Consider the following 23,164-nt stretch of genomic DNA (forward strand, 5'->3'; position numbering starts at 1 on the left):
GTATGGGTGAATTTGAGCTGATTGATAAGTACTTCAAGGTCCCCCACGCCCGCAAGGACGTGGTGATGGGCCCTGGAGATGACTGTGCCCTGCTGACCCTGCCCCCCGATACCCAACTGGCGGTGAGCACCGACACTCTGGTGAGCGGCGTACACTTCTTTCCCGACATGGATCCGGTGGATCTCGGCTACAAGGCGCTGGCGGTCAATCTCTCCGATCTCGCCGCCATGGGGGCCGAACCGCGCTGGGTGTCGCTGGCGCTGACCCTGCCTGCCATCAACGAAGGCTGGGTCGCCGGTTTTGCCGAAGGATTTCTGGAGCTGGCCGAGTATTACAACGTCGCGCTGGTGGGCGGGGATATGACCCGCGGGCCGCTTTCCATCACCATCTCGGTGAAGGGCTCGGTGCCGGCTGGGCGCGCCCTGATGCGCAGCGGTGCCAAAGCCGGTGACGGCATCTATGTCACCGGCACTCTGGGCGATGCCGCGCTGGCGCTTTCCCACCTGCTGGGCAAACGCACCCTCAACGAGAACCAGCTGGCCGCGGTGCTGCCACGGCTCGACCACCCCCATCCCCGCATTCTGGCCGGACAGGCGCTGCGCGGGCTGGCGGGCAGTGCGCTGGATCTCTCCGACGGGTTGGCATCGGATCTCGGCCATATCCTCAAGGCGTCCGGCGTGCGGGCCCAGATCGATCTCGATCTGCTGCCGCTCTCGCCAGTGCTGCAGGATGCGGTGAGCGAGCAGGAGGCGTGGCAACTGGCGCTGGCCGGTGGCGATGACTACGAGCTCTGCTTTACCGTGCCGGAAGAGCATCGCGGCGCGCTCGATACGGCGCTGGCCCACAGCGGGGTCAAGTTCAGCCGCATCGGTCGCATCGTGGCGGGCGAGCCGGGTATCGACTACCTGCGTGGCGAACAAGCGGTGGCGTTGCAACTGAAAGGGTGGGATCACTTCGCATGAGCCTGTGCACGATAAAACCCGAGCTGAAACGACTGGATCTGAAAAATCCGCTTCATTTTTTGGCGGTGGGGTTTGGTTCCGGTCTCAGCCCCAAGGCGCCGGGCACCATGGGTACGTTGGCGGCCATTCCGCTCTACCTGCTGGTGAGCGGGCTGCCGACCCACTGGTTCATCGCCTTGCTGGCGGTGGGCTTTGTGGTGGGGATCCGTATCTGCCAGAGCGCTACCGATGCCATCGGCATGGCAGATCACGGCGCCATCGTCTGGGACGAGGTGATCGGTTTTGGCGTCACCATGATCGCCGCGCCAGCCGGTTGGGAGTGGGTGCTGGCGGGCTTCGCGCTGTTCCGGCTGTTTGATGTGCTCAAGCCCTGGCCCATCTCCTGGTTTGATCGCCGCATTCACGGCGGATTCGGCATCATGCTGGACGATCTGATCGCCGGCCTGTTCGCCCTGTTTTGTATGCAATTACTGGCGTTCTGGCTCGCCTGAATGCCACCTTCCGGGGGATGACCGTTCTGGCATCCCCCGATTTATATCTGCTTAATTTTCATTCATCGGCATATGCTGCCGTTTATCATCCATTTCACATAAATATTCACTACTCATTCGGGGCTCGTGATCGTTTTTGAAATAGTGATAAATGCTGCTTGTTGCGTTGTTGTTGAAATTAAAGTAATGATACCAATAGATGTACGGACGCACCGGCCATTTGTGTGATGAAAATCATCATTTAACGCTGCTTAATTGGTGGTTATCTGCACAAAACATTGCGGAATTGTATAACTCAATCATTTACACCCGTGGTCAAACCGTCTAAGTTACTCGCGGGTTATTCCAAAAAAATGCAAAAAACCCGCCCGGATCGCTGGTTTCGCTGCCTCATGGATTGAGCAAATATTGCCCAAGGTAACAACCGGCATCTGCGGCTGATTTACGGACGAATTATTTGGGACGGATGTCCCCCGCAGAGGTAAACATGTCCTTGCTCGAAGTAAAGAACTTGCGGATCGAGTACCCCTCCCGCTACGGGGTGCTGGCCGCGGTGAAGGATCTCTCTTTCTCTATCGAAAAGGGTGAGATTGTCGGGGTGGTCGGTGAATCCGGCGCCGGCAAGTCCACCATCGGCAACGCCGTCATCGATCTGCTGAGCCCGCCGGGGCACATTGCCCGTGGCGATATCTATCTCAATGGCGAGCTCATCTCCGGCAAGAGCCAGAACGAGATGCGGGCCATTCGTGGCTCCCGTATCGGGTTCATCTTCCAGGATCCCATGACCTCCCTCAACCCGCTGTTCACCGTTGAGCATCAGCTGGTCGAGACCATTCTGGCCAATACCAAGCTCTCCCGCGAGGCGGCCTTTGCCAAGGCGCTGGAGCTGATGGGGGCGGTGGGTATTCCGCAGCCCGAGCTGCGCATCAAGCAGTATCCGCACCAGTTCTCCGGCGGCATGCGTCAGCGGGTGGTCATCGCCATCGCCTTGTCGTGCGATCCTGAGCTGATCATTGCCGACGAGCCGACCACGGCCCTCGACGTCTCCATTCAGGATCAGATCCTCCAGCTTATCCGCGCCCTCTGCAAAGAGCGTCAGGTGGGCTGCATGCTGGTGACTCACGACATGGGGGTGGTCTCCAACGTTACCGACAAGGTGGCGGTGATGTATCGCGGCGATCTGGTGGAGTTCGGCCTGACTGAACAGGTGCTGGGCAGCCCCAATCACCCCTATACCCGCAGCCTCATCTCGGCGGTTCCCCGCTCCGATGTGAAGCTGGTGCGTTTCCCGCTGGTCTCCTATATCGAGGATGCCAGTGCGCCGGATACCAATATCGACCTCAAGACCCACTGGCTCGGCCAGAGTCAGGACGAGCGTGCCTATGAAGGGGCGCTGCTGCGGGTGGAGAACGTCGATCTGAGGTTCGTCACCAAGGACTCTATCTTCCCGAGCCGCCGCCAGTATGTGCGCGCCTGCAACAACATCAGCTTCGAGATCTTCGAAGGGGAGACCTTCGGTCTGGTGGGGGAGTCGGGCTCCGGCAAATCGACCATTGCCCGCGCCATCACCGGCCTCTATCCGCCTGATACCGGCAAGATCTTCTTCGAGGGGATCGATCTCACCGCCCTCAAGAGCGAGCGCGAGCGCCGTCCACTGCGCCGCCAGATGCAGATGGTGTTCCAGAACCCCTATTCGTCAATGAACCCGCGGATGAAGGTGCGCGACATCATTGCCGAGCCGATCCGCTTCCACCAACTGGCGAGCAGCGAGAGCCAGATCGAGGGGATCGTCAACGATCTGCTGGATCACGTCGGTCTTGGCCGCGGTGCCGGGGTCAAGTATCCCCATGAGTTCTCCGGCGGTCAGCGCCAGCGCATCTCCATTGCCCGCGCCCTGGCCACGCGCCCGCGCTTCCTCATCTGTGACGAGCCGACCTCGGCGCTGGATGTGTCGGTGCAGGCCCAGATCCTCAACCTGCTCAAGGATCTGCAGCAGGAGCTCAAGCTCACCATGCTGTTTATCAGCCACGATCTGCCGGTGATCCGCCAGATGTGCGACCGCATCGGGGTGATGCAGCACGGCCATCTGGTGGAAGTGGCCGAGACCGAGAAACTCTTTACCAATGCCGAGCATGAGTACAGCCGCAAGCTGATCTCCCTCATGCCGGAGTTCAAGGGAATGTCCCGCGAGGGGCTGGAAATCGCAAGCTAGGATTGGGCCGGTTAGCCGGTCTGCTTGTCAAAAAAGTGTCATAAGAAAGCCAAAAGCATGGAGAACAAGATGAAGAAAGGATTGTCCAAGATTGCCCTGGCGCTGTTTGCCGCCGGTTTCGCCTTCAGTGTCTCAGCCGCTGATATCAAGGTAGGCGTTGCTTCTGACGCCACGTCGCTGGATCCGCAGGAGCAGCTCTCCGGTCAGACCCTGGAGATGTCGCACCTGGTATTCGATCCCCTGATGCGTTACACCCAGGATCTGAAATTCGAGCCCCGTCTGGCTGAGAAGTTCGAGCGTGTCGATGACAAGACCGTCCGCTTCCACCTGCGCAAAGGGGTCAAGTTCCACTCCGGCAACGACTTCACCGCTGACGACGTGGTGTGGACCGTCAACCGCCTGAAAGCCTCCGTCGACTTCAAGGCGATCTTCGATCCCATCACTGAAGTGAAGAAGGTGGATGACTACACCGTCGATCTGATCACCGCCAAGCCGTTCCCGCTGGTGCTGCAGACCGTCACCTACATCTTCCCGATGGACTCCAAGTTCTATACCGGCAAGACCGAAGCAGGCAAAGACAAGGCCGAGATCGTCAAAAACGGCGACTCCTATGCCTCTACTCATGTCTCCGGTACTGGCCCGTTCACCGTCAAGTTCCGCGAGCAGGGTGTGAAGCTGGACTATGCCCGCAACGCCAACTACTGGGATAAAGCCTCCAAGGGTAACGTCGAGAACCTGACCGTGGTGCCGATCAAGGAAGATGCGACCCGTGTTGCAGCCCTGCTGGGTGGCGACGTGGACATGATCTATCCGGTTGCACCTAACGATCTGGAGCGCGTGAAGAATGGCAAGGACTCCCAGCTGGTGACCCTGTCCGGTACCCGCGCCATCATCATCGAGCTGAACCAGAACACCAACCCTGCGCTGAAAGACAAGCGCGTGCGTCAGGCGATCAACTACGCCATCAACCAGGTGGGCATCGTCGAGAAGATCAACAAGGGCTTCGGTACCCCTGCTGGCCAGCTGAGCCCGAAAGGCTATGCCGGTCACAACGAGGCGCTGGTGCCCCAGTATGATCTGGCGAAGGCCAAGGAGCTGATGAAAGAGGCCGGTTACGAGAAAGGCTTCAAGATGACCTTCATCTCCCCGGCTGCCCGCTACGTCAACGACGTCAAGATTGCCCAGGCGGTCTCCGCGATGCTGGCCAAGATCAACATCAAGGTAGATCTGAAGACCATGCCGGTGGCCCAGTACTGGCCCGAGTTTGACAAGTGCGCCGCGGACATGCAGCTGATTGGCTGGCACTCCGACACTGAAGATACCGCGAACTTCTTCGAGTTCCTGACCTTCACCAAGGATGCCAAAACCGGTATGGGCCAGTACAACTGCGCCGGTTATGCCAACGCCGAAGCTGACAAGATGGTGATGGATGCCAATGCCGAGACCGATCCGGCCAAGCGTGCCGAGATGCTGAAGAAGGTCGAAGCCATGCTGATCGAAGATGCTGCCTATGTGCCGTTGCACTGGGAAGATCTGGCCTATGGCGCCAAGAAAAACGTCGACATCAAGCCGGTGGTCAACGTGATGAACTTCCCTTACCTGGGTGACCTGGTGGTCAGCAAGTAAGAGAACGTCGCAAGGAAGGACGGGGCGGGGTGGTCAGCTGGCCACTCCGCCCACTAACAGAAGCCTGTGCCACGACACAGGCCACGTAGAAGGACAAGCATGTTTACATTCCTGCTGAAACGGTTCTATCAGGCCGTGATAGTGATGTTCGTCATCAGCCTGGTCGCCTTCTCCATCCAGGACAACCTGGGTGACCCGTTGCGCGAGCTGGTGGGACAATCCGTCTCCGAAGCCCAGCGTCACGAGTTGCGCGAGAAGATGGGCCTTAACGATCCCTTCCTCATCAAATACAGCCGCTTTTTGAAAAATGCGGTGCATGGGGATTTGGGCACTTCCTATTTCTTCAAGCGACCCGCTCTCGAGGTGATCCTCGACAAGCTGGTGGCTACCCTTGAGCTGGTGTTTGCTGCCGCGCTCATCATCGTGGTGGTCTCCATTCCACTCGGTGTCTATTCGGCGATCCGCCCGCGCAGCATTCCCACCAAGATCATCATGGCGGGGAGCAGTATCGGCATCTCGATCCCGGTATTTTTGACTGCCATCATGCTGATGTACCTCTTCTCGATCCAGTTGGGCTGGCTGCCGGCCTATGGCCGTGGCGAGACCCGTAACCTGCTGGGCTGGGAGTCGGGCTTCTTCACCTGGGATGGTATCAAGCACCTGATCCTGCCCGCGGTGTCCCTCTCCTCCATCATGCTGCCGCTGTTTATCCGGCTGGTGCGCTCCGAGATGCTGGAGCAGCTCTCCTCCGAGTACGTCAAATTCGCCCGCGCCAAGGGGCTGGACAACAACAAGGTCTACTATCAGCACGCCCTGAAGAACACCATGCTGCCGGTCATTACCGTCGGTGGGGTGCAGATCGGCACCATGGTGGCCTACACCATTCTGACCGAGAGCGTGTTCCAGTGGCCGGGCACCGGCTTCCTGTTCCTTGAGGCGATCCACCGGGTCGATACCCCGCTGATCACCGCCTACGTCATCTTCGTGGGACTGATCTTCGTGGTGACCAATACCCTGGTCGACCTGCTCTACGGGTTGATTAACCCGACCGTTAACCTGACCGCCAAGGGGTAACAGATGACTAATGCTGTAACTGCAAGCCCAAGCCGTTGGGCACGATTCAAGAACTCTGACATCGTCTACTACTTCCTGCGGGACAAGGTAGCCATGTTCAGCTTTGCGGTGTTCGTGGTGTTTGTGCTGGCGGCGCTGCTGGCGCCCTGGCTGGCACCGCACAACGTCTATGACCAGACCAGCTTCGACCTGATGGATGCCGAGCTGCCCCCCTCTTGGCTGGAAGGGGGCGAAGAGCGCTTCTGGCTTGGCACCGACAACCAGGGGCGCGATATCTGGAGCACCATCCTCTATGGCGCCCGCATTTCGCTCTCAATCGGCCTGTTTGCGGTGGCGCTGCAGCTGGTACTCGGCATCGTCATCGGTCTGATCGCCGGTTACTTCGGTGGTCGCATCGACAACCTGCTGATGCGCTTTGCCGACGTGCAGCTGTCGTTCTCCACCATGATGGTGGCGATCATCATCTCCGCCATCTTTCAGGCAACCTTTGGATCCGAGTTCTACTCGAAGTTCGCCATCATGATGCTGGTGGTGATCATCGGTATCGCCGAGTGGCCGCAGTACGCCCGTACCGTGCGCGCCTCTGTGCTGGCGGAGAAGAAGAAGGAGTATGTGGAAGCGGCCAAGGTGATGGGGTTCCGCGCCCCGCGCATCATGTTCCGCCACATTCTGCCCAACTGCCTGTCGCCGATCCTGGTTATCTCCACCGTGCAGGTGGCCAACGCCATCATGAGCGAGGCGGCACTTTCCTTCCTCGGTCTGGGGATGCCGGTTGATCAGCCGTCACTGGGTTCGCTGATCAGCGTCGGCTTCAACTACATCTTCTCCGGCTCCTGGTGGATCACCGCCTTCCCGGGCATCTGTCTGGTGGTGCTGGTGCTGGTCATCAACCTGCTCGGTGACTGGCTGCGGGATGTGTTTAACCCCAAGATCTACAAAGGTTAACGCAGGCTGATTCTGAGGCGCCGAGTCGCAGCTGTCAGGACATTTTGATGAAAAAAATCCGAAACCGGTTCAGCCTGTTTCGGATTTTTATTGGTATTGAACAGACACCTTGCTGATTGCGCGCCTACCGGTTTGAGTGGGTGATGTCTTTGCCTGTGTCACTCCCTTCACACTGGTCGCCAGACTAGGCGACTGGAAAGGCACATTCCGGTGGGGGTCGGTCCGTGGCTCAATATCGCAGGCCGCTCATCAATAGTGCGGCGGCGGGGTCTCTTCGGCCATGCTGGCAATCTGGCTGGGTTGTACGCTTTGCAGTTTGTCGATCAGCAGCTGGATCTGGTATTTGAGTCGATCGAGTTCACGGCCCTGGGTGGTCACCTCGTCGTTGAGCTGCTCTATGGTGTATTCCGCATAGGCGAGACGGGTTTCCAGGGTTTCGATGCGATCGTTAAGTTGCTGACTCATGGGCCTTCGGGTCCTTACTTGATTGTCCAGATTTCGGCCAGACCACTGGAGCTGGCACTGACAAGGTGGCTATTGTCGCGCAAAGCGACGCCGTAGACCACTGCGCTGGGCGGTTTCACCTTGGGTTGCGGCGAGACGCGCCAGCTCTGCAGCAGGGCACCATCGCTCACTTGCCACAGGGAGAGCTGACGGGAAGGGGCGCCGGTGATGAGCCACTTGCCATCGTTGGCAAAGCGGGCGCTGGTGTAGACCTCGAAGCGGTGATCATATTGCAGCTGACTCACCTCCTTGCCGGTTTTCAGATCCCAGATGCTGGCCCGGCTGCTGTCGGCGGTGAAGGCGTAGCGGCCGCTCGGCTCCAGTCTGGCCATGATCACCCGGCCACCATGGTTGAAGCGCCAAATTACCTGCCCGCTACGGGTATCCCACAGATAGGCGCTATAGTCGTTGCCGCCGGTCAGGGCGTAGCGGCCGTTAGCGGAGAGATCCACCGTATTGACCTGTTCGGTGTGCCCCAGAAACTGCAGGCGGCGGCCGCTTCGGGTGTCGAGCCACTCAGCTTTGCCATCTTCCCGCCCGATCAGCACATAACGACCGTCGGCAGAGAGCGCGATGTCCCTCAGCCTGGATTCAGGAAGTGAGTAGTAGCCTTGTGATAGCCCGTCGCTCAGCCGCCAGGTTGCAAAGGTGCTGGGGGTGGCGGTGACGGCATGGCTGTTTCCTTCGGAAAAACGGGTAATGAATACCAGATCATCCGCCGAGTCGGATTGCTTCCAGCGCCAGCGTTGACGGTTCTGTTCCAGATCCCAGACGATGATGCCCTGGCTGATGCTGGAGACGATGGCCTGCTTGCCATCACTGGAGAGATCTGCGGTCAGCAGACCCGTGCTGGCGAGGGTCATTTGCTGGTTGGGTTGGGAGCTCTGCTCGCAACCGGTGAGCATTAAACAGAGGCTCACCAGATAAATGGCACTTTTTATCATTTTTGCGGTCTCACGCTTTTGTTACCTGCGATCACGGCGTTAGTATAAGGCGCTTATCACGATAAACCTCTCATTTCACGATGGAACCGAGAGCGGTATTTGGAGTTTGGAGAAACTGATGAACAAATTTCTGAAGGTGTCCCTGTTGGCGGCGGCGGTTGCCGTCGGTCTGACTGCTTGCCAAAAAGACGAGAAGCCTGCTGCGGCCAATACCGCCGAAGTGAAGGCAGAAGCCAGCAAGCCGGCAGAGGCGACCAAGGCCGAAGCCAAGAGCTTTGAAGAGCAATCTGGCTACGCAATTGGCCTCTCCATGGGTCGTTACATCGCCAATACCCTGGAGCGTCAGCAGGAACTGGGCATCAAACTGGACAACGCCGTGATCCTGAAAGGGGTGACTGACGGTCTGGGCAAAGAAGCCAAGATGACTGATGAAGAGATCCAGAAGGTACTGCAGGATTACGACGCCAAGATCAACGAGCTGACCAAGGCCAAGGCCGAGAAAGACGCCGTTGAGAATCTGAAGAAGGGCGAAGAGTTCCTGGCTGCCAACGCCAAGAAAGAGGGTGTGAAGAGCACTGAATCCGGCCTGCAGTACGTGGTCGAGAAGATGGGCACTGGCGCCAAGCCGAAATCTACCGATATCGTCAAGGTTCACTACACCGGTACCCTGACCGACGGCACCAAGTTCGACAGCTCCGTCGATCGCGGCGAGCCGGCTACCTTCCCGCTCAACCAGGTTATCCCGGGTTGGACTGAAGGTGTTCAGCTGATGCCGGTTGGCTCCAAGTTCAAGTTCTTCCTGCCGTCCAAGCTGGCCTATGGCGAGCACGGTGCAGGCTCCATCCCGGCGAACGCCGTGCTGGTGTTTGACGTTGAGCTGCTGGCTATCGAGAAGCCGACTGCAGACGATGCCAAGAAGTAATCTTTTCTTGTAGTGAAAAACGGCTCCTTAAGGAGCCGTTTTTACTTGTGTATTCCCTGCAATCGCGGGATAACAGAGCTGTCTTGGCGTTGGGTTTGCGCGCGAAAATAAGGCAAAATAGATCGCAGAATCAAATACAAGGATGAGTCCAGTGGCTGAAAATAAATCGCGTGTCCTGCTGGTGGAAGATACCCGAAGTCTGGCGGTGGTCTATGAACAGTACCTGCGCCAGGAGGGGTACGAGGTGGTGCTGGCCGATTGTGGTCAGCAGGCGTTGGCGCAGTTGCTGGCAAGTCCTCCCCCCGTGGTGCTGCTGGATCTGGAGCTGCCGGATATGTCCGGTATGGATATTCTGCAGATGATCACCGAACAGCAGTTGCCCTGCTCGGTGGTGGTGATCACCGCCCATGGCTCGGTGGATGTGGCGGTGGAGGCGATGCGCCTCGGTGCCTTCGATTTTCTGACCAAACCGTTTGACAGCAAGCGGCTCTGCGCCACCGTTCGCAATGCCTTGAAACACCAGCAGTTGAGCTCGCTGGTTGCCCACTATCGGGAAAACTTCGAGCGCAGCTCCTTCTTCGGTTTTATCGGTGCCTCCATGTCGATGCAGGCGGTTTATCGCATCATCGAGAGCGCAGCGCCCAGCAAGGCGACCGTCTTTATCACTGGCGAGAGCGGCACCGGCAAAGAGGTGTGTGCCGAGGCGATTCACCAGTGTAGCCCCCGCAGTGAACAGCCCTTTATTGCCCTCAACTGCGCCGCCATTCCCCACGATTTGATGGAGAGCGAGATCTTCGGTCATGTGAAGGGCTCTTTTACCGGCGCCCAGGGGGATCGCAAGGGGGCGGCCAGTCTGGCTGATGGCGGTACCCTGTTTCTCGACGAGATCTGCGAGATGGACCTGGATCTGCAGAGCAAGTTGCTGCGCTTTATCCAGACCGGCACAGTGCAGCGGGTCGGCAGCGGCAAGCTCGAGACGGTGGATGTGCGCTTTATCTGCGCCACCAACCGGGATCCGCTGGTCGAGGTGAAAGCGGGCCGTTTTCGCGAGGATCTCTACTATCGGCTCCACGTCATTCCCCTCACCCTGCCGCCGCTGCGGGAGCGGGGCGAGGATATCCTGCTGCTGGCGCGCACCCTGCTGCAGAGCTATGCCAAGGAGGAGAACAAACGCTTCAAGGATTTCGATGTCGAGGCGGCGCGAGTGCTGCTCGACTACCCCTGGCCCGGCAACGTACGCGAGCTGCAAAACGTGGTGCGCAATATCGTGGTGCTCAACGATAAGGAGCTGGTGAGCCCGGATATTTTGCCACCACCGCTCAATGGGGTTCGCCCCCAACTGCCGGCTGCGATTGCGGCAGCGGTGGCATCGGCTCCGGCCGCCACTGGCGTGGCCAACGGGCCAATTCGTCCGCTCTGGCTGGTGGAAAAAGAGGTGATTGAACAGGCCATCGCCAGCTGTGACGGCAATATTCCCAAGGCGGCGGCGCTGCTCGAGATCAGCCCCTCCACCATTTACCGTAAAAAGCAGGGGTGGGAAGAGTCCAATCGGGCCTGAACCATCTTGCCAGCAGAAAGGGCGGCTAGCGTGCCGCCCTTGCTATTTTGGGGATCAGAGTTTGGCGAGACGCTTGAGGCGGGCCAATCGCTCCCCCTCGTTGGCGCTGAACCAGCGGTCTTGCGACAGCAGAAACCAGGCGCGGGAGAAGTATTCCGCGGCCAGCGGATCGTCCAGCACCAAGGCATTCTCCCCCAGCTCCTCGAACAGATAACCATCCTCAGGTTCGCCTGCCTCGGCCATATCGGCCTTGAGCTGGTGCAGCTCTGCCAGCGCCTGCTGGTGCTGACCCTGGGCCCGGGTCAGGCGAGCCAGACTCCAGCGAGCGATAAACGCCTTGGCCGGCTGGTTATGTTGCAGATGCCAGGCCAGACACTTCTGCTGCTGAATTTTCGCCTCCTCAAAGCGGCCCAGTTCGAACAGGGTCCAGCCCTGATTGTTGTAAAGGGGGGCCAGCCAGCCACGCACCTTCTCGTCACTGCTGCGTTCCGCTAGCTCCATCGCCAGTTGATGCCAGCGGCTCTGCTCTTCCAGCGGCGCAGCGATGGCGATCATGTGGGCGGCGTCGATGGCGAGATAGGTCTCTTTCTCCTTGAGCCCCCACTGCCAGGCTTGTTCAAACAGGGTTTTGGCACTGGCCTTGTCGCCCGCCGAGTTAAAGGTGCGGCCTCGCTCCAGCAGGGCTCGGATCCGCGCTCTGGGGGTTGCATCGGTGAGGCGCGGCGCTATCTCGTCGAGCAGCTGGTGGGCTTCGGCAAACTGGCGTTGCAGCGAATGGGTGCGGGCTATCTGGGTCAGCAACTCCAGCTCGAGTTGCAGGTCGGCGGCAGCGCGTGCTTCGGGAAGGAGTGCGTGAAAACGCAGGGCGGTGGCGGCGGGATCTTGATAATCCCACAGCGCCATGAAATCGGGCGGATTGTCCATTTGGCTTCCTTGCTGGTTATCCTGTCACCAAGATGCCTGCAGGCCATTGTTTGTACAAGGGGCCCCCGTCACAGAGCGCCCCTTGAGTCAGGCTAACGGCAGTGGTCAGCCGATCAGTAGACCATGGCCAGGCTCATCAGCATCAGACCGAGCGCTGCAAAGGCACCCTCCTTGATGGCGAGCCGTGGCACCAGCGCCTTGGGCAGGGCCGGAAACAGGCTCAAGGCAAAGCCAAGCCCCGGCATCAGCCAGTGGAACGCCGGATTGCGCAGGGCGGGATCGGCGGCACCGTTGATGATGATCAGCAAAATAAACAGGGTGAAGGAGGGGAGGATAAACCAGCGCACCCCACCGGCGGCGACCGCCCGCAGCGGCGAGATGCGATAGAGCAGCATGGTCACAAGAAACAGCACAAAAGGGGCCAGCAGATAGAGCGGAGCGGGGTTCATAACATCTTTCCTGAAAACTGATCGTCAAAAAACGGGTGTCTTAAGCAAGAGGCGCGGGATTTAATCACTCTTCGCAGGTAATCACCAGCAGCCCGGGGCCGGGCTGTGAAGAGGATCCCGGATAAAGGTTTGCTTCTGTGCGCCTTAGCGCAACCAGAACCAGGCGGCGGCGAAACCCAGCCAGCTCAGCACCAGCAAAATCCAGGGCAGGGGATGCTGATGGCTCACTTCAACCAGCTCGAGCTGATCGTCTTGCTCTTCGGTTTGCGGCTCCCCCTGTGGTTGCTTGGCTTTGGCCTGCAATTTTTTCTGGCGGCTCGCTTCGCGGGCCCGGGCCTTCATCAGTTTCTTGTATTCGTCGATGCCTTTCTGGATCCCTTGCGCGATCAGCTGGGTCTGCTCCTTGGTCTGCCCCGGCTTTTGGTTGGCGCGGGCAATTTTCATCGCCTCCTGCTGGGTCTCGGGGGAAATCTTGTCGTACTTGGCCATCAAATCATCTCCTCTGGCATTGCTGGCAGGGGAGTATGCCATAAAGGCAGATCGGCGTGGCGTTTCCTTGGAACCGGGTGGTACAAGTGAGTGAAAGCTCAACAAAAGTTGTGATAAATCAGCAGGAAGCCGGATGTTGGGTGAATCGCCCCATCACTACAGCTGTGATTTAATACCAAATGAAACCGGTCGGTAGTGTTGGGCTGCTTATAAATATAAAACTGTGGCCTGTTACGTGAAGTAGATAAAGAAACAGCCCTGCAAGCGTAGCCTGCGGGGCTGTGGGTCAGGCTGACCATCACAGAAATACCCAAGCGATACCTAGGAATTTCTGTATAAGAGACAACCTCAAGGAGCCTTCCAGTCTAACCAGATTGGGACGCGAAAACAGTCAGGCGAGCTTGAAGGAGTGGATCTGGCTGTCGAGATCCTTGCTGTGCTGTTCGACCAGCTCGGAGGCCTCTTGCAGTTCGCGTAGCACCACGACGGAGCCTTCGGCGATCTGCTTGACCTGTTCCAGATTGCCGCGCATCTCTTCGGCGACCGAGCTCTGCTGCTCGGAGGCGGCGGCGATGTGGCGGTTCATGTCGGCCACCCCTTGTACACGCTGAACTATGGTGGCGAGCTGGGTACCTGCCTGGGTCACCTGTTCCACGCCTTTGTCGGCCTGACGAACGCTCTGGGCCATCAGTTCGGCGGCCTGAGCGGCATTGCCCTGCAGTTGCTCGATCATCTTCTGGATCTCGACGGTGGCTGCCTGGGCCCGGTTGGCCAGCTCGCGCACTTCGGAGGCGACCACGGCAAAGCCGCGACCCGCTTCACCGGCGCGAGCCGCTTCGATGGCGGCGTTCAGTGCCAGCAGGTTGGTTTGCTCCGAGATACCGCGAATGGTGTCTACCACAGATCCAATGCGCTCGACGCCTTGCTCCACCTGATTGACCACGGTGGCAGATTGCTGGATGTTACCGGAGAGGGTGTCGATGGTGCTGACGGTGTCGGCGACGCAGCGGCTTCCCTCTTCCGCCAGCCGGCTGGTTTCTGCGGTGGCGTGGGAGGCCTGATCCGCATGGGTGGCCACTTCGCGAATAGCACCGACCATCTGGCTCATGGCGCTGGCCAGTTGTTCGATCTGGGCAAACTCTTCGCTGATCGCTTCGTTGGCCTCTTCCATGCAGAGGGTCACCTGGGAGGCGATGTCGTTGAGCTCCTTGCAGGCGGCGCGCTGGTTGCCGAACACCTCTTTGAGGTTATCCTGGGAGTGGGAGACCGCCTTGGCGATATCACCGAATTCGTCGCGGGACTTGAGCAGCACCTTGTGGCTGAGATCCCGTTTGGCGAAACGATCCAGCAGGCCAACCAGATAGTGAACCTGTTTGACCATCAGGCGGGAGCCGGTGAGCAGCAGGATCACGAACAGCAGTCCCATGATGGCGGTCTCCATCAGACCGGTCCAGAGCAGGCGATTGGAGATGGCATCCGCCTTGGCTGGATCGAGTCCTTCGCTGAGCAGGGTCGCTTCCAGATTGTTGGCGTCAAACCAGAGTTTGGTCAGTAGCAGGAGGGTACTGAACACCATCAGCAGCACCACTTTGGGTACCAGGCGGATGTTGCTCATCCGTTTCTCCAGCAGGTTCAACTGCATTGTTGCTCTCCTTTTAATTGCGGCTTTTCCTTTGTCCTCAGGACTATCGGCATTATCTTCTCTTTTATTAATTTGTACTGTGCTTAAAGTTGGAAAATGTATGCGAAATCACTCTTCTGGCCTGAGATCCATGGATCTGCTTATGGCTTTGCTCTCAATCGTCTCGGTGACCCTGGTGGGATTCCGTTGGTTGGGTGATGGTCTCTTTTCGACCGAGACACTCGCCCTGTTTTATGACCTGGACAGTCTGATCTGCTACATCTTCCTCTCCCACTTCTTCTATGGCTGGTTCTGTGCCAGTGACAAGCGCGCTTTCTTCAAGGCGAACTGGTTCTATTTGCCGGGCAGTCTACCCATGGTGGAACAGCTGCGCTGGGCCCGGCTGATCCAGCTCTATCGGGTGATCCAGTTGCTGCGCAGCAATCCCAGCTTGCTGGCGATCGTAAACAAGGAACGAAATGAGACCCGGCTGGCAGGCATCCTGCTGCTCTTCTTTCTGCAGATCGGGGTGGGGACAGCCCTCATCTACTGGATAGAGGGAGATAAGCCCGGCAGTCAGATCCACAATGCCTATGATGCTTTCTGGTGGACTCTGGTGACCCTGTCCACCATCGGCTATGGGGACATAGTGCCGCAAACCGAGGAGGGGCGTTTCGTCGCCAGCTTGCTGATCCTGTTCGGGGTTGGTCTGTTCAGTGCCCTGAGCGGTTTTATGGCCAGTCTGTTTTTGCAACCTCATAAAGGGGATGGCGAAACCGACAAGTGGCGCCATCACTACAACAATCAGCAGGAGGAGTTGCTGAGGGAGGTTCGCGCCCTGCGCAACGAGGTGCGGGAGCTGAAGAACAAGTGAGGCCGCGGGCGGGCAAGTTGCGAGGTGACTCGCAACTCTGCGCTCTTTATCCGGGGGGAGGTGCTTTTTCTTTGCTTGTCCTTTAACCTGCAGGCGGCTTAACATTCAACCTCTTGTCCAAACCTGAAAAAGAGAACCGATCGACCATGCGCGCCCTTCTCGGGATTTTGATCTGCTTGTGTGCCAACCAGGCACTGGCCGATACCCGTTATGTCTCCGACAACATCTTTACCTTTATCCACAATGGCCCGGGCACCCAGTACCGGATCCTTGGTAGCGTCAAGGCTGGTGAACCGCTGGAGGTAAAGGCGGTAAACAGCGAGGCCGGTTTCACCCAGGTGGTGGACGGTCGTGGCCGCGAGGGGTGGATCAAGAACAGCGAGCTGCAGGGCGAGATCAGCCTGCGCGAGCGCCTGCCCCAGGTGGAAAAGGAGCGGGACGAGCTTAAAGCCCGGCTGCAGAACCTCAACGGTGACAACGAGCAACGCTTCACCGAGAAGGACGGCCAGATCGCGGCCCAGAGCAAGGAGATCGCCGCCCTCAAGGCCCAGCTGGCCAGCCAGGGGGAGGAGATGAGCAATCTCAAAGAGCAGAATGATGCCCTGACCCAGAGCTATGACAACCAGGAACATGACATGCAGATGGACTGGTTTATTCGTGGTGGCGCCATGGTGGGGGCGGGGATCCTGCTCGGCATCCTGCTGCCGATGCTGCCCCGTCGTCGCAGCCGCGGCGATCGCTGGATGAACTGACAATAGTTGTCTGAACGAATCGAAGGGTCGCCGTGGCGGCCCTTCTTTTTTATCCCGGTTTGCGACCGCACCGGTTGCCGCTGGCGGTGGGGCGGGAAGCGGAATGCATGGCGGCAGGATTGTATACAAAATGATGCCAGATGACCCTCCTCATACTCAGCAAGGCAGCTCGCAGAGGGGGCGTGGCGCAGAATTAGCGATCTTTGTTAAAGAGTAGCAACAAATTCATTTCATATAGGGTGCAACATTGTATACATTATCGGCGTTTCGGCGGCGCGTCCGCCTTTGTCGATATCAGCCCTCGGGCGTACAGGAAGACCCCCTATGTTCAAAGCTACTCAAGTGCTTGCTGCTGACTATATCCCCTCCGATCTGGCCGCTCTGCGCGAAGCCATCACCCAGAACTACGTGGTGGATGAAAATGCCTATCTGGCCGAACTGTCGGCCATACTGCCGGGGGATGGCGCCGCGCTGGAGCAGGTGACCCAGCGTGCCCGTACCCTGGTGACCAAGGTGCGCAAGGAGAGCGGCTCCGGTGACGGTATCGATGCCTTCTTGCAGGAGTACAGCCTCGATACCCAGGAGGGGATCATCCTGATGTGTCTGGCCGAGGCGCTGCTGCGCATTCCCGATGCCGAGACCGCCGACGCCCTGATCAAGGACAAGCTCTCCGGCGCCAACTGGTCCTCTCATTTCCGCAAGAGTGACTCTACTCTGGTCAACGCCTCCACCTGGGGGCTGATGCTGACCGGCAAGATCATCAAGTTGGACAAGAAGCTCGATGGCAACCCGGCCAACCTGCTGGGGCGGATGGTCAACAAGCTCGGTGAGCCGGTGGTGCGCTCCGCCATGTACGCCGCCATGAAGATCATGGGCAAGCAGTTCGTGCTGGGGCGCGACATGAAAGAGGCCCTCAAGGCGAGCCGCAAATCCCGCGAGCAGGGCTACACCCACACCTACGACATGCTGGGCGAATCGGCGCTGACCTTGCAGGATGCCGACAAGTATCTGACCGATTACCGCAATGCCATCGAGGCGGTCGGCAACGAGCGCATCAGCGACGGCGGCCCGGCCCCCTCCATCTCCATCAAGCTGTCGGCGCTGCATCCACGCTATGACGTAGCCAACCGTGAGCGGGTGCTCGGCGAGATGTGCGAGCGGCTGGTGGGGCTGGTGCGTCTGGCTCGCGACAAGGATGTGGCCATCAGCATCGATGCCGAGGAGATGGACCGACTCGAGCTGTCGCTGGACTTGTTCGAGCAGCTCTACCGCTCCGACGCCAACCGTGGCTGGGGCAAGCTCGGCATGGTGGTGCAGGCCTACTCCAAGCGCGCCCTGCCGGTATTGTGCTGGCTCACCGCGCTGGCCCGCGAGCAGGGTGATCTCATTCCGGTGCGACTGGTGAAAGGGGCCTACTGGGACAGCGAACTGAAATATGCCCAGCAGGCGGGCCTGCCCGGCTATCCGCTGTTTACCCGCAAGGCGGGCACCGATATCTCCTATCTCGCCTGCGCCCGCTACCTGCTGAGCGAGCCGACCCGCGGCTTTATCGCCCCCCAGTTTGCCACCCACAACGCCAATACCGTGGTCAGCATTCTGGAGATGGCCGGCGATCGTCAGTTCGAGTTCCAGCGCCTGCACGGCATGGGGGAGGAGCTGCACAACGCCGTGCTCAACGACAATCCCGGCCTGCACTGCCGCATCTATGCACCGGTCGGTGCCCACAAGGACTTGCTGCCCTATCTGGTGCGCCGCCTGCTGGAAAACGGGGCCAACACCTCCTTCGTCCACAAGTTGGTGGATCCCAACACCCCGGTGGATTCACTGGCCGAGCACCCGCTGCGTACCCTCAAGCGCTACTCCGGTTTTGCCAATGACCGCATTCCGCAGCCGGTGAACCTGTTCACCGACCGCAAGAACTCCAGCGGCGTCAACATGAACATCCTCTCCATCCAGCGCCCCTTCTTCGCCCGCTTGAAAGAGCTGGAGAACAAGCAGTGGCTGGCAGGGCCCATCGTCGATGGCGAGACCCTCAAGCGCAGCGAGGCACGTACCGTGTTGAGCCCGCAGGATGTGAGCCTCTGCGTCGGCAAGATCCACTGGGCCGACGAGCAGGCGGTGGAGCAGGCCTTGGCATCTGCTCACGCCGCCTTCCCGCGCTGGCGTGAAACCCCGGTGAGCGAGCGGGCCGCCGCGCTGGAGAAGCTGGCGGATCTGCTGGAAGCGAACCGCGAGCCGTTCGTCTCCCTCTGTACCCGCGAGGCGGGCAAGCTGCTGCAAGATGGCATCGACGAGGTGCGCGAAGCGGTCGATTTCTGCCGTTATTACGCGGTGCAGGCCCGCAGCCTGATGGGGCAGGCGACCCTGCTGCCCGGGTACACCGGCGAGCAGAACGAGCTGTTCCTGCAGGGGCGCGGGGTGTTTGTCTGCATCAGCCCGTGGAACTTCCCGCTGGCGATTTTCCTCGGCCAAATCGCAGCTGCGCTGGCCACCGGCAACACCGTGATCGCCAAACCGGCGGAGCAGACCGGCCTTATCGCCCATCTGGCGGTGACTCTGGCCCATCAGGCCGGCATTCCGGGCGATGTGCTGCAACTGCTGCCCGGTGACGGTGCCACCGTCGGCGCCAAGCTGACGGCGGACTCGCGCATCGGCGGCGTCTGTTTCACCGGCTCCACCGAGACCGCCAAGCTCATCAACATGACCCTGGCTAAGCGCGATGGCGCCATCCTGCCGCTCATCGCCGAGACCGGCGGTCAGAACGCCATGATCGTCGACTCCACCGCCCTGCCGGAGCAGGTGGTGCGCGATGTGGTGAGCGCCGCCTTCCAGAGCGCTGGTCAGCGCTGCTCGGCCCTGCGGGTGCTCTATCTGCAGGAAGAGATAGCCCCGCGGGTGCTGGAGATCCTCACCGGCGCCATGCAGGAGCTGAAAGTGGGCAACCCGGCTGAGCACAACACCGACGTTGGTCCGGTGATCGATGCCGAGGCCAAGGCCGGTCTCGATGCTCACCTCGCCTACATGATGCCGCGCGCTCGCCTGATCGCGCAGGCGCCGATGCCCGCCACGACCATGGAAGGGCACTTCGTCCAGCCGACCGCGCTGGAGATCGGCTCCATCCGCGAGCTGGCGAAGGAGCAGTTCGGCCCCATCCTCCATGTGGTGCGCTACGCCACCCGGGATCTGGACAAGGTGATCGGCGACATCAACGGCACCGGCTACGGCCTGACGCTCGGGATCCACAGCCGCAATGAATCCCATGCCGAGGAGCTGGCGAGCCGCATCAACGTCGGCAACGTCTACATCAACCGCAACCAGATTGGCGCCATGGTCGGGGTGCAGCCGTTCGGTGGCCAGGGGCTCTCCGGCACCGGTCCCAAGGCGGGCGGCCCCCACTATCTGAGCCGCTTCGTCACCGAGAAGACCCGCACCATCAACACCACGGCGGTGGGTGGCAACGCCTCCCTGCTGGCGATGGGCGATGCCTGATCCGCGTCGATAGAGGCCGGATACTGGATGCCGGATAACGGCGGGCCGCCTTCGGGCGGCCTCTTTATTTGCGCCATCCGTTTTTTACGAATAGGACAATCGGCCACGGCGGGGTCGTCAGCGACCTGTGCTGGTCGTAAGATGGGGACCATTCGCATGGCTTTTGCCCCTTGGCGGGCCCGCCGTAGCCAGGGTTTTGTTTAAACGAGAGTGTTTATCTGATGTCATTAACCGAACAAGCCCGCTGGTTCGTGCTGGGGGGCGATCATCTGGTACTGCTCGATCAGCAGGGTCAGGTGCCACAGGGCAGTAAAGCGTGTCTGCCTGCTGCGCTGGCCGACGCTAATTTCGAATGTTTCGACGAGTGGCAGGGGCTGCCTTGCTATCTGCTGGATCTGGGTGATGAGGCCGACACGACGATGATGACGCCCTTGCGCCAGCTGATGGTGGCGGGGGATGAAACGGGCTTTCAGCTGGCCGGCCGCGCCTGGCAGCTCGTCACCTTCCGCCGCACCCACCGTTTCTGCGGCGAGTGCGGCGCCCCCATGACCCCGAAGGCGGGGGAGTGGGCGCAGGTGTGCCACCACGGCCATACGGCCTATCCGCGCATCTCCCCCTGCATTATCGTGGCGGTGCGCAAGGGGCCGGAGATCCTCTTGGCGGCCCATCGCCGTCACTATCAGGCCGAGGATCCCATGTATACCGTGCTGGCCGGCTTTGTGGAGGCGGGGGAGAACCTCGAGCAGTGCGTGGCGCGGGAGGTGTTCGAGGAGAGCGGCATCCGGGTACGCAATGTGCGTTATGTGGCGAGCCAGCCCTGGCCGTTTCCCCACAGCCTGATGATGGGCTTTACCGCCGACTACGAGAGCGGCGAGATCAGGGTGCAGGACGACGAACTGGTGGCTGCCGATTTCTTTGCCGCCGACCGGCTGCCGCGCTTGCCGCCCCACGGCACCATCGCCCGACGGCTGATCGAGCGTTCGCTGGCGGGCGAGGGGTAACGAGGCGCTTATCTTTTCGCCAACCTTTTTACACCTCTTTTTAAAAACGGGGCGGTCAGGTTTGCGCCCCTTCACATCTTTGCAACCGCGCGTCCATTTGCCACGTTTTGGGCAGTCCGATCCGATGGGCAAAGTGGTATTATGTCCGCCATTTTATGCGTGATACGAACTCAGGAACTGGGATGAAAGAGCTGAAGAACGATCGATACCTGCGCGCCCTGCTGCGTCAGGACGTGGACATGACCCCGGTATGGATGATGCGCCAGGCTGGCCGTTATCTGCCGGAATACAAGGCGACTCGCGCCCAGGCGGGGGATTTCATGTCCCTGTGCCGCAATGCCGAGCTGGCCTGTGAAGTCACCCTGCAGCCGCTGCGCCGCTACCCGCTCGATGCCGCCATCCTCTTCTCCGACATCCTGACCGTGCCCGATGCCATGGGGCTTGGTCTCTACTTCGAGCAGGGTGAAGGCCCGCGCTTCGAGCGTCCGATCACCTCCATGGCCGACGTGCAGGCGCTGCCCATTCCGGATCCGGAAGATGAGCTGGGCTACGTGATGAACGCGGTGCGCACCATTCGCCGCGAACTGAAGGGCGAAGTGCCGCTCATCGGCTTCTCCGGCAGCCCCTGGACCCTGGCCACCTACATGGTGGAGGGGGGCAGCTCCAAGGCGTTTACCAAGATCAAGCAGATGATGTACGCAGAGCCCATGACCCTGCATCTGCTGCTCGACAAGCTGGCCGACAGCGTGATTGCCTATCTCAACGCCCAGATCAAGGCGGGTGCTCAGGCGGTCATGGTGTTCGACACCTGGGGCGGCGTGCTCACCCCGCGCGATTACCGCGACTTCTCCCTGCAGTACATGCACAAGATTGTCGATGGCCTGATCCGCGAACACGACGGTCGCCGCGTGCCTGTCACCCTGTTCACCAAGAACGGTGGTCAGTGGCTGGAGCAGATCGCCGCCACCGGTTGCGATGCGCTGGGTCTGGACTGGACCACCGACATTGCCGACGCCAAGCGCCGGGTCGGCGACAAGGTGGCGCTGCAGGGCAACATGGATCCCTCCATGCTCTACGCCACGCCAGCTCGCATCCGTGAAGAGGTCGCCTCCATTCTGGCCGGTTTCGGTCAGGGCAACGGCCACGTATTCAACCTGGGTCACGGCATCCATCAGGATGTGAACCCGGAGCACGCCGGCGTGTTCGTCAACGCGGTGCACGAGCTCTCCGCCCAGTACCACGGCCGCTAAGGCCGGGGCGAGAAAAGAAGAGTTTGTTTGATATCCGGGGCCGCAAGGCCCCGTTTTACATTTAAAATGGCGCCGCGACGACGAGAGCATGGCGCCTGCGCAGGAGGCAAGATGAGCAGCAAGTCACTGGATTGGGGTATCGATCTTGGCGGTACCAAGTGTGAATGTGTGGTGCTGGATGGCGACGAGGTGCTGCTGCGCCACCGCATCCCCACCGAACGGGCTGGTGGTTATGAGCACATGATCGGCCAGATCGCTAAGCTGGTAGCGCAGTGCGCCGAGAAGATTGGCCAGCGCCCGACCGTCATCGGCATGGGCACCCCCGGCGCGCGGGATCCACAGACCGGCCTGATGAAGAACTGCAACACCACCGAGCTCAACGGCAAGCCGTTCAAGGAGGATCTGGAGTGCAAGCTGGGCGTACCGGTACTGATTGCCAACGACGCTAACTGTTTTGCGCTGGCAGAAACCCATCTGGGCGCGGTGCGCCAGCACCATCCCGATGCGAAAGTGGTATTCGGCATCATCATGGGCACCGGGGTCGGCTCCGGCATCGTCATCAACGGCCAGATCCTCAACGGTCACCACGGCATCGCCGGTGAGTGGGGCCATAACGTGCTCTCCCCCGATGGTCCCGAGTGCTACTGCGGCAAGCGTGGCTGCGTCGAGACCCTGATCAGTGGCCCGGCGCTGGAGGCCTGGTACGAGGTCAAGGCCAAGCGTCATCTTTCGCTGGCCCAAATCGCGGCTGCCACCGCTTACGATCATGTGGCCAAGCTCACCATCGACCGGTTGAACCTGCTGTTTGGTCAGGCGCTGGCCAATGTGGTCAACATTCTCGACCCGGATGTGATCGTCATCGGTGGCGGGGTGGGCAATGTGCAGAGCCTTTACAGCGCCGGACGGCAGACAATTTTGCCCTTCCTCTTTAATCCCCGCTTCGCAACCCCCATTATTGCTCCTGCCCTTGGCGACAGTGCCGGGGTATTCGGGGCCGCACTGCTGGCCCGCGGTGAATTCAAGGAGGCCCTGCTGTCGTAGCCGGGGCTCCCGGGCGGCCGGTGTGCCGCCCTGTTG

The 23,164-nt window shown here is 60.0% G+C and carries 20 protein-coding genes; 14 read left to right on the forward strand and 6 right to left on the reverse strand.

What is annotated here, in order from left to right:
- Window positions 1–2 precede the first annotated feature (2 nt).
- The 6 genes from thiL (at window position 3) to I6G90_RS20210 (ending at window position 7,310) form a co-directional block, all read left to right on the forward strand.
- Window positions 3–962 (forward strand): thiamine-phosphate kinase, encoded by a 960-nt coding sequence (gene thiL, locus I6G90_RS20185; protein WP_111809186.1) that lies wholly within the window; start codon window positions 3–5, stop codon window positions 960–962.
- Window positions 959–1,453, forward strand: a complete 495-nt coding sequence (locus I6G90_RS20190; protein WP_197928958.1) for a phosphatidylglycerophosphatase A family protein — start codon at window positions 959–961, stop codon at window positions 1,451–1,453. The genes thiL and I6G90_RS20190 overlap by 4 nt, the downstream gene beginning before the upstream one ends.
- A gap of 487 nt (window positions 1,454–1,940) precedes the next feature.
- Window positions 1,941–3,665 carry a dipeptide ABC transporter ATP-binding protein gene (locus tag I6G90_RS20195; protein WP_182969657.1) on the forward strand — a complete coding sequence of 575 codons (1,725 nt, stop codon included), beginning with the start codon at window positions 1,941–1,943 and terminating at the stop codon, window positions 3,663–3,665.
- Window positions 3,666–3,734: 69 nt separating this feature from the next.
- On the forward strand, window positions 3,735–5,291 hold the full coding sequence (locus I6G90_RS20200; protein WP_197928960.1) for an ABC transporter substrate-binding protein: 1,557 nt from the start codon (window positions 3,735–3,737) through the stop codon (window positions 5,289–5,291).
- Window positions 5,292–5,390: 99 nt separating this feature from the next.
- On the forward strand, window positions 5,391–6,365 hold the full coding sequence (locus I6G90_RS20205) for an ABC transporter permease (protein WP_005343520.1): 975 nt from the start codon (window positions 5,391–5,393) through the stop codon (window positions 6,363–6,365).
- A 3-nt stretch (window positions 6,366–6,368) separates the two neighbouring features.
- Window positions 6,369–7,310 (forward strand): ABC transporter permease, encoded by a 942-nt coding sequence (locus I6G90_RS20210; RefSeq protein ID WP_042656709.1) that lies wholly within the window; start codon window positions 6,369–6,371, stop codon window positions 7,308–7,310.
- 249 nt (window positions 7,311–7,559) lie between these two features.
- Here the strand turns inward: I6G90_RS20210 and I6G90_RS20215 are convergent, their stop codons facing one another.
- Both I6G90_RS20215 and I6G90_RS20220 read right to left on the reverse strand, forming a co-directional pair.
- The gene (locus tag I6G90_RS20215; RefSeq protein ID WP_005335285.1) at window positions 7,560–7,775 is read right to left on the reverse strand and encodes a SlyX family protein; all 216 of its coding nucleotides are present in this window, start codon (window positions 7,773–7,775) and stop codon (window positions 7,560–7,562) included.
- A 14-nt stretch (window positions 7,776–7,789) separates the two neighbouring features.
- The gene (locus I6G90_RS20220) at window positions 7,790–8,758 is read right to left on the reverse strand and encodes a WD40 repeat domain-containing protein (RefSeq protein ID WP_197928962.1); all 969 of its coding nucleotides are present in this window, start codon (window positions 8,756–8,758) and stop codon (window positions 7,790–7,792) included.
- A 118-nt stretch (window positions 8,759–8,876) separates the two neighbouring features.
- Between I6G90_RS20220 and fkpA the strand changes: the two genes are divergently transcribed.
- Together fkpA and I6G90_RS20230 are read left to right on the forward strand one after the other, a co-directional pair.
- Window positions 8,877–9,680 carry an FKBP-type peptidyl-prolyl cis-trans isomerase gene (gene fkpA / locus I6G90_RS20225; RefSeq protein WP_005335283.1) on the forward strand — a complete coding sequence of 268 codons (804 nt, stop codon included), beginning with the start codon at window positions 8,877–8,879 and terminating at the stop codon, window positions 9,678–9,680.
- A 151-nt stretch (window positions 9,681–9,831) separates the two neighbouring features.
- Window positions 9,832–11,238, forward strand: a complete 1,407-nt coding sequence (locus I6G90_RS20230) for a sigma-54-dependent transcriptional regulator (RefSeq protein ID WP_005348258.1) — start codon at window positions 9,832–9,834, stop codon at window positions 11,236–11,238.
- Between the two features lie 54 nt (window positions 11,239–11,292).
- Here I6G90_RS20230 and I6G90_RS20235 read toward each other — a convergent pair whose 3' ends face one another.
- The 4 genes from I6G90_RS20235 to I6G90_RS20250 form a co-directional block, all read right to left on the reverse strand.
- Window positions 11,293–12,162: a tetratricopeptide repeat protein gene (locus I6G90_RS20235; protein WP_197928964.1), complete on the reverse strand. Its 870-nt coding sequence runs from the start codon at window positions 12,160–12,162 to the stop codon at window positions 11,293–11,295.
- A gap of 113 nt (window positions 12,163–12,275) precedes the next feature.
- Complete coding sequence (locus I6G90_RS20240; RefSeq protein ID WP_042060908.1) at window positions 12,276–12,611, reverse strand: hypothetical protein; 336 nt, start codon at window positions 12,609–12,611, stop codon at window positions 12,276–12,278.
- Window positions 12,612–12,755: 144 nt separating this feature from the next.
- On the reverse strand, window positions 12,756–13,100 hold the full coding sequence (locus I6G90_RS20245) for a DUF2956 domain-containing protein (RefSeq protein ID WP_197931226.1): 345 nt from the start codon (window positions 13,098–13,100) through the stop codon (window positions 12,756–12,758).
- A 391-nt stretch (window positions 13,101–13,491) separates the two neighbouring features.
- Window positions 13,492–14,742, reverse strand: a complete 1,251-nt coding sequence (locus I6G90_RS20250; RefSeq protein ID WP_075113149.1) for a methyl-accepting chemotaxis protein — start codon at window positions 14,740–14,742, stop codon at window positions 13,492–13,494.
- A gap of 100 nt (window positions 14,743–14,842) precedes the next feature.
- Between I6G90_RS20250 and I6G90_RS20255 the strand changes: the two genes are divergently transcribed.
- The 6 genes from I6G90_RS20255 to I6G90_RS20280 all read left to right on the forward strand — a co-directional run bounded on the left by I6G90_RS20255 (window position 14,843) and on the right by I6G90_RS20280 (window position 23,128).
- The gene (locus tag I6G90_RS20255) at window positions 14,843–15,595 is read left to right on the forward strand and encodes a potassium channel family protein (RefSeq protein ID WP_197928966.1); all 753 of its coding nucleotides are present in this window, start codon (window positions 14,843–14,845) and stop codon (window positions 15,593–15,595) included.
- 146 nt (window positions 15,596–15,741) lie between these two features.
- On the forward strand, window positions 15,742–16,347 hold the full coding sequence (locus I6G90_RS20260) for a TIGR04211 family SH3 domain-containing protein (RefSeq protein WP_042657265.1): 606 nt from the start codon (window positions 15,742–15,744) through the stop codon (window positions 16,345–16,347).
- Window positions 16,348–16,671: 324 nt separating this feature from the next.
- On the forward strand, window positions 16,672–19,836 hold the full coding sequence (gene putA / locus I6G90_RS20265) for a bifunctional proline dehydrogenase/L-glutamate gamma-semialdehyde dehydrogenase PutA (RefSeq protein WP_197928968.1): 3,165 nt from the start codon (window positions 16,672–16,674) through the stop codon (window positions 19,834–19,836).
- Window positions 19,837–20,057: 221 nt separating this feature from the next.
- Window positions 20,058–20,837: an NAD(+) diphosphatase gene (gene nudC / locus I6G90_RS20270; protein WP_197928969.1), complete on the forward strand. Its 780-nt coding sequence runs from the start codon at window positions 20,058–20,060 to the stop codon at window positions 20,835–20,837.
- Between the two features lie 182 nt (window positions 20,838–21,019).
- Window positions 21,020–22,087 (forward strand): uroporphyrinogen decarboxylase, encoded by a 1,068-nt coding sequence (gene hemE / locus I6G90_RS20275; protein WP_042062073.1) that lies wholly within the window; start codon window positions 21,020–21,022, stop codon window positions 22,085–22,087.
- Between the two features lie 111 nt (window positions 22,088–22,198).
- Entirely contained in the window at window positions 22,199–23,128 is a 930-nt protein-coding gene (locus tag I6G90_RS20280) for an ROK family protein (protein WP_197928970.1), read from the forward strand.
- The last annotated feature ends 36 nt before the right edge of the window (window positions 23,129–23,164 follow it).

The organism is Aeromonas allosaccharophila (genome assembly GCF_016026615.1).
Classification (GTDB): Bacteria; Pseudomonadota; Gammaproteobacteria; order Enterobacterales; family Aeromonadaceae; genus Aeromonas; species Aeromonas allosaccharophila.